Source organism: Porphyrobacter sp. ULC335, from assembly GCF_025917005.1.
Taxonomy (GTDB): Bacteria; Pseudomonadota; Alphaproteobacteria; order Sphingomonadales; family Sphingomonadaceae; genus Erythrobacter.
The window spans coordinates 2,444,895-2,457,265 of the sequence record NZ_CP078091.1 but is presented as its reverse complement, the minus strand read 5'-3'; the positions used below and the strand labels follow the sequence as shown (position 1 = coordinate 2,457,265).

Genomic DNA, 12,371 nt, shown 5'->3' with positions numbered 1-12,371 from the left:
TCAGCGGCGGGCGATGTGTTCGCCGGGGTCGATGCGCTGGCCCCAGATATTTCCCGCAGGCCAGTACCGGCACACCAGCACTTCATCATCGCGCGTGCGGGAGATGGCGCAGCCGACCTCGCGGGTCTGCGGCCAGATCACCTGGGTGTAGTGTCCCACATCGGCCCATCGCCCGGTGCGCGACACGTCGGGGAAGTTGCCGGGGCGAAAATGGCGCTTCTCCTCGACGAAGAAGCCCACGGTTTCCCACGGCGACCACTGATCGCGCGGACCGCGCCACAGATTTTCACCCTGCCCCTTGCGCTGGTCTAGTGAGGCATGGTCATAGAGATTGCGCGCGGCAAGATGATCGGCCCATCCCTGCGCGTCGCGCGCCAGCCGGTCGCTCCACACCAGCGGCGCGACGCCCACATCATCGCGGGCAAGGTTATGCGCGGCCAGCCAGTCGCGCTGCTCGGGTGAAGGATAGCGAGACGCTTGCGGCAGCGCGGGCGCGGCTGTCATAAGCAGCGCCAGCGCGGCGAGCCGGATGATGGTGGACACGAACGAGATACTCCGCATGAGAACGAATTATCCCGTAACGATTAAGCGAGGCTGAAAATTCCCACCGTGGCGCGTGCGCTTTACATCCACTGGCCCTTCTGCGCGAAGAAATGCCCCTATTGCGACTTCAACTCGCACGTCCGTGACAGTGTGGATGTCGCCGGGTGGCAGGCGGCGCTGATTGCCGACATGCGCGCCGAGGCCGAGGTGGCTGGCGGGGAAGCGCTGACTTCGATCTTCTTCGGGGGCGGCACGCCATCGCTGATGCCGCCTGCGCTGGTCGCCGCGCTGCTGGCCGAAGCGGAGCGATTGTGGGGGTTCGATCCGAACATAGAGATCACGCTGGAGGCCAACCCTTCCTCTGTCGAAGCCGCGAATTTCGCCGCGCTGGCGGCCGCAGGGATCAACCGTGTGTCGCTGGGCGTGCAGTCGTTGGATGATGCGGAACTGCGCTTTCTCGGGCGGCTGCACGGAGCGGATGAGGCGCTGGCCGCGCTCGACACCGCGCAGGCGCATTTCCGGCGGGTCAGCTTTGACCTCATTTACGCCCTGCCCGGCCATACGCCCGAATTGTGGCACGATCGCCTGACCCGCGCACTCGGGTTCGGGACCGGGCATCTTTCACTCTACCAGCTGACCATCGAACCGGGCACGCGCTTTGCCAGCGATGTGCGGCGCGGACGGCTCGTCCCGCTCGATGATGACGAGGCTGCCCAACTTTTCGACATCACTCAGGAATTATCCCTAGCTGCCGGTCTGCCTGCCTACGAAACGAGCAATCATGCCCGCGCGGGCGAGGAAAGCCGCCACAACCTCGTCTATTGGCGATATCAGGATTATGCCGGGATCGGCCCCGGCGCGCATGGACGCAGAGGCGGTATCGCCACGGTGCGGCACAAGAAGCCGGAGAACTTCCTCTCGGCAGTCGATCGGCAAGGCAACGGTATCGCCGAAGCGCGCACGCTGACGGTGTCCGATCAGGCGGCCGAGGCGCTGTTGATGGGGCTGCGCCTTACCGAAGGGCTGGATCTGGCCGCGCTATCGGCCCGTTTCGCGCTTCCCCGTGCGGGGCTGATCGAGGAAGCCGCTCTCGCCCGCCTCGTGAGCCTTGGCCTGATGTGGCAGGACGGCACGCGCATCGGGGTGGCACCGGCGGGGCGCGGTGTGCTTGACGCGCTGCTCGGCGAGGTGGTGGCCGATACGCTGGTTGCGGCATGAGCGCTGCCGATCTTTTGAGCACATGGCAGAGGCATCTTGCCGATAACCGCAGGCGTTCGCCCCATACAGTGCGCGCCTATGTTGCTGTGGCCGCGCGATTGGTGGGCGCAAACGCGCTTGAGGATTGGCCCGCCGTCGCCAGGATCGAAGCGCATCATCTGCGCAATTTCCTCGCCGCGCGCCGTGCCGAAGGTTTGGGCAACGCCAGTACCGCGCGCGAACTCTCGGCGTGCAAGGCGTTCATCACCTTCGCCCGCCAGCAGAGCGGCGATCCCGATCCTGCCGCCCCCCGTCTGCGCGGCCCCCGTATCAAGAAGGGCCTGCCCCGCCCCGTCACACCTGACGAGGCGATAAACCTCGCCGACCATGTCGATGACCTGGCGGCAGAAGACTGGATCGGCGCGCGCGACCGGGCGGTGCTGTTGCTCCTGTATGGATCAGGCCTGCGGATCGCCGAGGCTTTGTCACTGACCGGACGCGACGCGGCGGCGGCGGGTGAGGTGCTGCAAGTCACCGGCAAGGGCGGCAAGCAGCGCGTCGTGCCGGTGCTGCCGATCACGCGTGCGGCAATTGCGGAATATGTGCGGGGCTGTCCGTGGCCCCTCACCCCCGCTGAACCGCTGTTTCGCGGCGCGAAGGGTGGGCCGCTATCGCCCGGCATGGTGCAGCGGGCGATGGCACAGGCGCGCCGCGCGCTCGGCCTGCCCGATACGGCTACGCCCCACGCTCTGCGGCATTCCTTCGCGACGCATCTGCTGAGCGCGGGAGCGGATCTCAGGAGCTTGCAGGAATTGCTCGGGCACGCATCACTGGGATCGACCCAGATCTACACCCGCGTCGATGCGGCGAGCCTGCTGGAGAATTATCGGAAAGCCCATCCCAGAGGATAGTCAGGCCTGATCCTCTGCCTCGTGCGCCTTGACCGGCTTCCACGTCACCACGCGGTAGATATAGAACGCCACTCCGGCGAGGACGAAGGCGACCACGCCGTAGCCCGCCAGCTTCTCGAACCGGTCCACGAGCGGCTCAAGCGCCTGGCCTCCGAAGATCAGGATGCCGTTCCAGATCGCCGAACCGAGCGCCGTGAACAGCACAAAGCGCCACAGCTTCATCCCCGCCAGCCCCGCAGGCAGTGAGACGATGGTGCGCAGGATCGGCGAAAAGCGCAGCAGGAAGACGATCCAGTCACCATACTTGCGGAAGATGTTGCGCGCCTTGGTGAATTCGTCCCATTCGAAGGTCAGCCAGCGGCCCCAGCGGTCGATGATCGCCTTGAGTTGTTCCTCGCTCCAACGCACCCCGATCCAGTACCAGAACAGATTGCCGGCGACCGTTCCGGCAGTGGCGACGACCCACACCGCGCCGAAGGTCATCTGCCCCTTGGCGACCAGCAGGCCCGCGCCGCCCATGATCACCTCGGAGGGGATCGGCGGGAACACGTTTTCGGCCATCATCAGGAAGAAGATGCCGATGTAGCCGCCTTTGTCGAGCAGTTCGAGGAGGAAGTCTGTCATGGGTCTCGGTCAATTCGCTTGAGAGGATATCAGGCCGCGTTCCGGCGCTCGGTCAGGCGCCGTTCGATCGCATCCCAGATCATCCCCGCCGTATCAGTGTTGTTGAACCGGTCAATCGCCACGATGCCGGTCGGCGAGGTGACGTTGATCTCGGTCAGCCACTTACCCCCGATCACATCGATGCCAACGAAGGTGAGGCCGAGCCGTTTCAGATCCGGGCCGAGCGCCGCGCAGATTTCCTGTTCCCGCTCGGTCAGCTGCGTCGCCTGTGCGCTGCCGCCCATCGCGAGGTTGGAGCGGAACTCTCCCTCCCCCGGAATGCGGTTGATCGCCCCCGCGACCTCGCCGTCGATCAGCACGATGCGCTTGTCACCCTGCGCCACCTCGGGGAGGAAGGGTTGCACCATGTGCGGCTCGGGCCAGGTCTGGTTGAACACTTCGAACAGGGCGGTGAGGTTCTCCGCATTCTCACCGATGCGGAAGATCGCCTTGCCGCCGTTGCCGTGGATCGGTTTGACCACAATCGCGCCATGCTTCGCCATGAAGCGCCGCACTTCGTCGACTGAGCGCGTCACCAGCGTCGGCGGCATGAAGCGGCGGTAGTTCAGCACCATCACCTTTTCAGGCGAATTTCGGACATTGGCGGGATCATTCACCACCAGCGTCTCGGCTGCGATCCGCTCCAGCAAGTGGGTGGCGGTGATGTAGCCCATGTGGAACGGCGGGTCCTGCCGCATCAGTACAACGTCGACATCCTTGCCGAGGTCGAGCCGCACCTGCTCTCCGCGCGTGAAATGATCGCCTTCGACGCGCTGGACGGTCACCGGGAAGGCGTGGGCGAACAGGCGGTCGTCCTCGTCCAGCGTCAGGCTTTCGACGTTGTATTCGAAGACCGCGTACCCGCGCGCCTGCGCAGCCAGCATCAGCGCGAACGAGCTGTCGCCCGCAATGTTGATCCGGTCGATGGGGTCCATCTGGACGGCGACGCGCAATGTCATTCATTCAACTCCGAAGGATCAGCCGAAGGGCATCCATGCGTTTTCGATGTGGGTCGGCTTTCGGCCCGGCGCAAGCAGGATGACGTCGATGCGGATATCCTCGCCCTCGGTCGCATAGAGATGCATCACCGATTCCGCTGCCGCCGCCACCCGTGTCAGACGCCGCTCGTCGATCGCATCGGCAAGACTGGCGGCCCGCGCGCGCCATTTGACCTCGACGAAGGCGACCAGCCCGGTCCGCTTGGCAACGAGGTCGATCTCGCCTGCCTTGGTCTTCACCCGCTCGGCCACGATCCGCCAGCCGATCTGGGTTAGGAACATCGCCGCCTCGGCCTCGCCCTCGCGGCCCCGGCTGTCGGCTTCGCGCCGCGCATCAGGGGTGCGCGGCGAGGTCACTCTCCCTTCAGTTCCAGCGCGCGGGCATAGAGCACCGCGCGGTCGATGCCGGTCGCCTTGGCCACCACGCCCGCAGCTTTGCCCGGCCCCGCATCGGCCAGCGCCGCACGCAGCAGCGCATCGGTATCAAGAACCGGCGCTTCCTCTTGGGCCGGAGGGCCGATCAACAGCACGATCTCGCCCTTGGGCGGGTGCGCGGCGTAATGCGCGGCGAGGCTGGCCGCGGTGCCGCTGCGGCATTCTTCGTGCAGCTTGGTGATTTCGCGTGCCACTGCCACCTCGCGCGTCGGCCACAGATCGGCAATTGCCAGCAGCGAACGTTCAAGCCGGGGTGCGGTTTCGTAGAAAACCAGCGTGGCAGAAACCTCCGCTACCCCTTCCAGCACCTCGCGCCGGGCCTTGTCCTTGACCGGCAGGAAGCCTGCGAACAGGAACCGGTCGCTCGGCAGGCCCGCGATGGCGAGCGCCGAGACCGCTGCGCAGGCGCCCGGGATGCTTGTCACGGTCACGCCAGCCGCCTTCGCCTCGCGCACCAGACGATAGCCCGGATCGGAAATCAGCGGCGTTCCCGCATCGCTGACCAGCGCAACCGCTGTATGCCTCGCTTCGTCGATGATCCGCGCACGCACCTCGGGCGGGGCATGATCGTCCAACCTTTGCAGCCGGGCTTTTATACCAAAATATTTCAGGAGCTTGCCGGTGACGCGCGTGTCCTCGCACGCAATCAGGGCTGCTCCGCCCAGCACCGAAAGCGCCCGCAGCGTGATGTCGCCGAGATTGCCAATCGGGGTCGCAACGATATACAGCCCGGGGACGGGTTCCCACGCGGGAATGGATGGTTGCTCCATGGGTCTCACGGATCGGTCCATGGCGCACGGTTGAGGGGTCGGCAAGAATGAAGCTTTCGCAAAAGGCGAATTGGGCCGAACGGTTTGGCCGCGCGGGGCGCAATCTTGCGCTCGGCAGCGCTGCTTTGCTTGCGGCGGGGTGCTCGGTCACCCCCAAGGCCGATGTCGCTACCGCACCGGACCCTGCCCCCGCGCCTGAACCTTCGGCGACGGCCTTGCCGACCGACACCGGCCGGCATCGCATTGCGCTGCTCGTGCCGATGAGCGGGGATACCGCGCCCGTCGGTCAGGCTATCGCCAACGCCACCACCATGGCGCTGCTGGATACCGGCGCGGATAATCTGCGCATCACCAGCTATGATACCTCCGATGGCATCGCGACTGCGGCGCGCAAGGCGATTGCCGATGGCAACAAGCTGATCCTCGGCCCGCTGACCGCCGATGCCGTACCAGCCGTGCAGGCCGCCGCGCGCCCGGCCGGGGTGCCGGTGATTGCCTTCGCCAATGATGCAAGCGCTGCTAGCGTCGATGTGTTCGTGATCGGGCACATGCCCGAACAATCGATCCGCCGCTCTGTTCAATATGCCCGCGGCAAGGGCGCGGCGCGTTTCGCGGTGCTCGCGCCTGAAGGCGATTACGGCACCCGCGCGCTTTCGTCGCTGGAGAACGCCTTGCGTGACTTTGGCGGATCGCTGGTGCGACAGGAAAGCTATGCGCGCGGGAACACCTCGATCGTCAGCGCGGCTGCGCGTCTGCGTGCGGCCGGCGGCTATGACACCGTGCTGATCGCCGATAGCGCACGGCTCGGCATCGACGCGGCGGGCGAGCTCAACAAGTCTTCCCGCAATCGCGCCCGCATCCTCGGCACCGAGCTGTGGAGCGGCGAGGCATCGCTTACCCGCGCGCCGGGGCTTGAAGGAGCGCTGTTCGCCGCCGTTTCCGACCAGCGTTATGCCCGCTTTGCCGACAGCTACTCCGCCCGCTTCGGCGCGCAGCCTCACCGTGTCGCCACGCTCGGTTATGATGCCGTGTTGCTGACCTTGCGCGTGGCGCGGGACTGGAAGGTCGGCACACCCTTCCCCAAAAACGAGCTTTATGATCGCGGCGGCTTCCTCGGGGTGGACGGGGCCTTCCGCTTCGGCCGGAACGGCGTGGTTGAGCGCGCCCTGGAAGTTCGCGAAATCAGAGGTGGCGAGGTGACACCCGTCGATCCCGCGCCGACCGGCTTCGGCAAGTGAGCAAAACACCCCGTGGTGGCTTGTGAGGGATGAACGCGCGGGCTTATAAGCCCGCCCATGGCAGACCCCACTCCCGACGATCTCTTCGCCAACACGCCAACATCCAGCGGCGATTACAACGCCTCGGCCATCGAGGTGCTGGAGGGGCTGGAGCCCGTCCGCCGCCGTCCCGGCATGTATATCGGCGGCACCGATGACCGCGCCTTCCACCACCTCGCCGCCGAAGTGCTCGACAACGCGATGGACGAGGCAGTCGCGGGCCATGCGACACGGATCGAGATGCGACTGGACGAGGGCAATCGCCTGTCGGTCGCCGATAACGGCCGCGGCATCCCGGTGGACGAGCATCCCAAATTTCCCGGCAAGTCGACGCTGGAGGTGATCCTTTCGACGCTGCACTCCGGCGGCAAGTTCTCGGGCAAGGCCTATGCGACCAGCGGCGGTCTGCACGGCGTGGGCGTGAGCGTGGTCAATGCGCTGTCGGTCCATACGCGGGTCGAAGTGGCGCGCGACAAGCAGCTTTACGCGCAGGAGTTCTCGCGCGGGGTGACGCAGGGGGCGATCCAGAACCTCGGCCCGACGCCCAACCGGCGTGGCACGACGGTGACTTTCGTCCCCGATCCCGAGATCTTCGGTGATCGCAGCTTCAACCCCAAGCGCCTTTTCAAGCTGGCGCGGTCCAAGGCGTATCTGTTCGCCGGTGTCGAGATCCGCTGGAAATGCGCGCCGTCGCTCGCTTCCGAGGATGTGCCGGCAGAAGCCGTGTTCAAGTTCCCCGGCGGTCTTGCCGATCATCTGGCCGAACAGGTCGGCGCGCGCGAATGCGTTACCGCCCAGCCTTTCACCGGCTCGCAGGATTTCCCCGTCATCGACGGCATCGGACAAGGCCGCGCCGAATGGGCGATCGCCTGGCCGCTCTACTCGGACGGTTCGACAAGCTGGTATTGCAACACCGTGCCCACCCCCGATGGCGGCACGCACGAGCAAGGCCTGCGCACCGCGCTGACCCGCGGACTTCGCGCCTTTGGCGAGCTGGTCGGCGCCAAAAAGGCCAAGGACATCACCGCCGATGACGTGATGACCGGCGCCGAGGTGATGCTCAGCGTTTTCATCCGCGATCCGCAGTTCCAGTCCCAGACCAAGGACCGCCTCACCTCGCCCGAGGCTGCGCGTCTGGTCGAGAACGCGATCCGCGATCATTTCGACCACTTCCTCACCGACAACATGGAGCGCGGCAAGGCGCTGCTCGGCGAGGTGATGGAGCGCATGGACGAGCGCCTCAAGCGCAAGCAGGAGCGCGAGATCAAGCGCAAAAGCGCCACAAACGCAAAGAAGCTGCGCCTGCCCGGCAAGCTCACCGATTGCAGCGGTGAAGGCGACCGCGAGACCGAGCTGTTCATCGTCGAAGGCGATTCCGCAGGTGGCAGCGCCAAACAGGCGCGCGACCGCAAGTCGCAGGCGATCCTCCCGATCCGCGGCAAAATCCTCAACGTCGCCAGCGCCACCGCCGACAAGATCCGCGCGAACAGCGAAATCGCCGACCTTGCGCTCGCTTTGGGCTGTGGCACCCGCAAGGACTGCAACGCCGACAATCTGCGTTACGACCGCATCATCATCATGACCGACGCGGATGTCGACGGCGCGCATATCGCCACGCTGCTGATGACCTTCTTCTTCCAGGAAATGCCCGACATCGTGAAGCGCGGGCACCTGTTCCTCGCCCAGCCCCCGCTCTACCGCCTCACCGCCGGCAAGGAGAGCCGCTACGCCCGCGACGACGCGCACCGCGCCGAACTGGAAGCGAGCGTGTTCAAGGGCAAGAAGGTCGAAGTGTCACGCTTCAAGGGCCTCGGCGAAATGAACCCGCAGCAATTGCGCGAAACCACCATGGCGCCCGAAACGCGCGGGTTGATCCGCATCACCCTGCCGCAGGAATTTGAAGATCGCGCAGGCGTGGCGCGACTTGTCGATGAATTGATGGGCCGCAACCCCGAACACCGTTTCAACTTCATCCAGAACCGTGCGGGCGAGATCGACCGCGATCTGATCGACGCGTGAATTAAGCAGCCTCAGCCCGCACCCGCCGCCAGACAGCCACAAACAGCGCAATCAGCAACAGCGGCATAATCGGCACGCTGGTGCTGATCGCAAGCGGGCGTGCGAAGACTCCCGCTGCGAAGACCGCGGCGATAGTGATGCGTTCCCAATCGGCAAAGCCCCGCTCCCGCGTCTGCGCGAACAGGTAGGCAAGCGGGAACGCGGTCAGCAGCATGTCGTAATCGAGCACGAAAGGCGTCGCCAGCGGCGCGCCGGCCAGCACCAGCGCGGCGTGCCCCGGAGTGAAGCTCCGCCGCCAGCAGGCCATCGCAACCACTGCCGCCACCGCCAGCGTGAGGCCAAGCTGCGCGGCCATCGCCAGCCCGCTCGGCACCCCGACCAGACGCAGGCCCGCAAACAGGCTCACCATCTTGGCAAAGCCGATCGAGCCGCTGTCGGTCGCGTCTCCAGCGGTCTGGGTGATGGCGAGCCAATCGCCCCACACCTGCGGCCCGAAGGCGAGTGCGGCGAGCGCAGCAAGGGCGAGCGCCGATGCACCGGCGCCCGCAATCGTCCGCCACTGTCCGCTTGCCAGCAAAGCCACCGGCACCAGCAGGCCGAACTGCGGCTTGATCGTCGCCAGCCCGATCAGCACGCCCGCTAGCCAGGGCCGGTTCGGCACCAACAGCAAGCCGCCGCCAAGCAATGCCGCCACCAGAAATGACGTCTGCCCATGCGTCAGGGTGATCATCAGCGGCGGAAAGGCGCAGAGCAGCACCAGCGCCGGCCCCTTCAGCCCGAGCGCGGCGAACCACGCCCGCATTGCCGCCAGCCAAGCCGCCCCTGTGACCAGCAGCCACATCGCCAGCGCCGGGAAATAGCCCATGAAGCCCAGTGGCCAGACGAAGGGCAGGAAGCTCGGCGGGTAAAAGAACGCGGTGTATTCGCCCGGCAGCGTGTAAAGTTCGCGCTGGGAGGCAATATGGGCGGAGACGTCATAGACGTTCGCTCCAGCCATCAGCATCCGGCCCGATGTCCAGAAGCTTATGAAATCCGTGCCGATCAGAAATCCGTTGCGGTCGATCCCGTTCCTGGCCGTCGCCAGCAGGAAAACCAGCATGCCAGCCTGCGCCAGTGCGAGCAGCACCAGGTAACCACGCGCGCGGCTTTCCCCAAGCCATTCTGCCTTGCGAAGAACATCCCAACCCATGTCCTGTCCCTGCCGATTGGCCGCGCGCATGTCCATCATTGCGGCGCGCTGGCATGTGGGGAAACTTCGTGGCACCTTGCGCTTGGCATTGATAATCAAACAGTGTTCCGGGAGAGAATGATGAAGCGCCAGATCCTTGCCTCGCTCGCTCTTGGGGTGCTGGCCCTGCCCGCCGCCGGGCTGGCTGCGCAGACCGCGCCGACCGCCGCCGTTGAACAGACCCAGCTGGAAATCCGCGCCGATCAGGTCGTGGCGCTGCTCAATGGCAAGGCCGAACCCGCCGATCTGTTCACGCAAGGCTTCCGCGCCGCTGTCGCCGACGCGCAGATCAAGGCGTTGAGCGCGAACTTCACCGCACAGTTCGGCGCGGCGGTCGAGGTGTCCCTGCTTGCCCCGCGCGACGGGACGCGAGCGGCGCTTGAAATCCGTTTCGAGCGCGGGTTGGCCAAGGGCGGCATCGCGATTGATCCCGCAAATGATAACCGCATCAACGAATTGCGCTTCACCTCTATCGATGCGCTTGCCGTGGCGGGCGATACGCCGCAGGCGATCTCGGCTGATCTTGCCGCGCTACCCGGCATGGTCAATGCATGGTTCGGCCCGCTGGGCGGAACGCCGGTGATTGCTCTCAACGCCGACCAGCCCCTTGCGCTGGGATCGGCCTTCAAGCTGTATGTGCTGGCGGCGCTGGCCGAGGATGTGAAGGCGGGCCGGCGCAAGTGGTCTGACGTCGTGCTGCTAACCGAAAAGAGCTATCCCAGCGGGCAGTTGCAGGACTGGCCCGAGGGTTCGCCGGTTTCGCTCCACACCCTCGCCAGCCTGATGATCTCGATCAGCGACAACACCGCGACTGACCAGCTGATCGTGGTGCTGGGCAAGGCCCGTATCATGAACCTGATGCGCGAAAGCGGGCACAGCAACCCTGCCGCCAACACCCCTTTCCTCACCACCCGCGAATTCTTCACCCTGAAGGCCAGCGACGCCGGGGTTCTTGATCGCTGGCGCAGTGGACCGCTTGCCGCGCAGGATGCGCTTGACGTCTTGAACGCCGATGCGCCGCCTTCGCTTGATGAGGTCAACGCCGCCTTCACCCAAGGCCCCAAGGCGATCGATGTCGAATGGTTTGCCTCGCCCGCCGATCTTGCCGGCCTGTTCGCCCATATGCGCCGCACCGCCGACCCAAAGGCCTTCGCAATCATGGCGATCAGTCCCTCGGCAACGCCGGCGATCAAGGCCAACTGGCGCTATATCGGCTACAAAGGCGGCAGCGAGCCGGGCGTGATCAACCTTACATGGCTGCTCACGGATCAGGCCGGGCGCGACTGGGTGTTGACGGCCGGGTGGAACAATGCGGCCGCCGTGGTGGATGACGGCAAGTTCCTCTCCATCGCCCAGCGTATCCTGCTCCTCCCTCGCTAAACCGAGAGGCCCCACCCTCTTGCACCCGCGCCGCCTGCGCCTTATCGCTGCGCGTCGAAATTCAGTCTCACAGGAAAACCCATGACCGATCAGCAGCGTTTTGAAGGCACCAAGTCCTATATCGCGACCGAAGACCTGAAGGTCGCCGTCAATGCTGCCGTGACGCTGCGCCGCCCGCTGCTGGTCAAAGGCGAGCCCGGCACCGGCAAGACCGTGCTGGCGCATGAAATCTCCAAGGCGCTGAACGCCCCGCTGATCGAGTGGAACATCAAGTCCACCACCAAGGCGCATCAGGGCCTGTATGAATATGACGCCGTGGCGCGTCTGCGCGATGGCCAGCTGGGCGAAGAGCGCGTCCACGACATCCGCAACTACATCAAGAAGGGCAAGCTGTGGGAGGCCTTCACCGCCCCGCAACTGCCCGTGCTGCTGATCGACGAGATCGACAAGGCCGATATCGAGTTCCCGAACGACTTGCTTCAGGAACTCGACCGCATGAGCTTCGACGTTTACGAAACGCAGGAGCGGATCGAGGCCAAGGAGCGCCCGATCGTCGTCATCACCTCGAACAATGAAAAGGAGCTGCCCGACGCCTTCCTGCGCCGCTGCTTCTTCCACTACATCAAGTTCCCCGACCGCGAGACGATGCAGGAGATCATCGACGTCCACTTCCCCGGCATCCAGAAGGTGCTGGTGAAGAAGGCAATGGATATCTTCTACGACCTGCGCGAAGTGCCGGGCCTCAAGAAGAAGCCTTCGACCAGCGAGTTGCTCGACTGGCTGAAGCTGCTGCTCAACGAGGACATGCCGCTGGAAGTGTTGCAGAGCAGCAATCCGGCCAGCGCGATCCCGCCGCTGCACGGCGCGTTGCTGAAGAACGAGCAGGACATCATGCTGTTCGAGCGGCTCGCGTTCATGGCGCGGCGCAACCCGAGCTGAAACCGGCGCGC

Annotated in this window: 12 protein-coding genes; 6 read left to right on the top strand and 6 right to left on the bottom strand. The window is 65.3% G+C overall.

The features are described from left to right. Entirely contained in the window at positions 1-543 is a 543-nt protein-coding gene (locus tag KVF90_RS11725; protein ID WP_264391758.1) for a CAP domain-containing protein, read from the bottom strand. 66 nt (positions 544-609) lie between these two features. Between KVF90_RS11725 and hemW the strand changes: the two genes are divergently transcribed. Then, a complete protein-coding gene (gene hemW, locus KVF90_RS11720; RefSeq protein ID WP_264391757.1) occupies positions 610-1,761 on the top strand; it encodes a radical SAM family heme chaperone HemW in 1,152 nt (383 codons plus the stop codon). After that, the gene (locus tag KVF90_RS11715; RefSeq protein WP_264391756.1) at positions 1,758-2,651 is read left to right on the top strand and encodes a tyrosine recombinase XerC; all 894 of its coding nucleotides are present in this window, start codon (positions 1,758-1,760) and stop codon (positions 2,649-2,651) included. Before hemW ends, KVF90_RS11715 begins: the two co-directional genes overlap by 4 nt. On the opposite strand, the gene KVF90_RS11710 is transcribed toward KVF90_RS11715, so the two are convergent. Genes KVF90_RS11710 through rsmI form a run of 4 tightly spaced genes read right to left on the bottom strand, consistent with a single transcriptional unit; the run spans position 2,652 to position 5,517 of the window. Continuing rightward, a complete protein-coding gene (locus KVF90_RS11710) occupies positions 2,652-3,275 on the bottom strand; it encodes a DedA family protein (protein WP_264391755.1) in 624 nt (207 codons plus the stop codon). It lies immediately after the preceding gene. 29 nt (positions 3,276-3,304) lie between these two features. Next, positions 3,305-4,273, bottom strand: coding sequence for a glutathione synthase (gene gshB / locus KVF90_RS11705; protein WP_264391754.1), 969 nt, complete (start codon positions 4,271-4,273; stop codon positions 3,305-3,307). Between the two features lie 18 nt (positions 4,274-4,291). Next, the gene (locus KVF90_RS11700; RefSeq protein ID WP_264391753.1) at positions 4,292-4,669 is read right to left on the bottom strand and encodes a YraN family protein; all 378 of its coding nucleotides are present in this window, start codon (positions 4,667-4,669) and stop codon (positions 4,292-4,294) included. Then, positions 4,666-5,517: a 16S rRNA (cytidine(1402)-2'-O)-methyltransferase gene (rsmI, locus tag KVF90_RS11695; RefSeq protein WP_264391752.1), complete on the bottom strand. Its 852-nt coding sequence runs from the start codon at positions 5,515-5,517 to the stop codon at positions 4,666-4,668. Before rsmI ends, KVF90_RS11700 begins: the two co-directional genes overlap by 4 nt. 47 nt (positions 5,518-5,564) lie before the next feature. Here rsmI and KVF90_RS11690 point away from each other — a divergent pair, with 47 nt between their 5' ends. Beyond that, a complete protein-coding gene (locus KVF90_RS11690; protein ID WP_264391751.1) occupies positions 5,565-6,755 on the top strand; it encodes a penicillin-binding protein activator in 1,191 nt (396 codons plus the stop codon). A gap of 57 nt (positions 6,756-6,812) precedes the next feature. Further along, a complete protein-coding gene (gene parE / locus KVF90_RS11685) occupies positions 6,813-8,813 on the top strand; it encodes a DNA topoisomerase IV subunit B (protein ID WP_264391750.1) in 2,001 nt (666 codons plus the stop codon). 1 nt (position 8,814) lies between these two features. On the opposite strand, the gene KVF90_RS11680 is transcribed toward parE, so the two are convergent. Next, positions 8,815-10,002: a glycosyltransferase family 87 protein gene (locus tag KVF90_RS11680; protein ID WP_264391749.1), complete on the bottom strand. Its 1,188-nt coding sequence runs from the start codon at positions 10,000-10,002 to the stop codon at positions 8,815-8,817. Between the two features lie 120 nt (positions 10,003-10,122). Here KVF90_RS11680 and KVF90_RS11675 point away from each other — a divergent pair, with 120 nt between their 5' ends. Together KVF90_RS11675 and KVF90_RS11670 are read left to right on the top strand one after the other, a co-directional pair. After that, the gene (locus KVF90_RS11675; protein WP_264391748.1) at positions 10,123-11,421 is read left to right on the top strand and encodes a serine hydrolase; all 1,299 of its coding nucleotides are present in this window, start codon (positions 10,123-10,125) and stop codon (positions 11,419-11,421) included. An 81-nt stretch (positions 11,422-11,502) separates the two neighbouring features. Continuing rightward, the gene (locus tag KVF90_RS11670) at positions 11,503-12,360 is read left to right on the top strand and encodes an AAA family ATPase (RefSeq protein WP_264391747.1); all 858 of its coding nucleotides are present in this window, start codon (positions 11,503-11,505) and stop codon (positions 12,358-12,360) included. Positions 12,361-12,371: the final 11 nt, after the last annotated feature.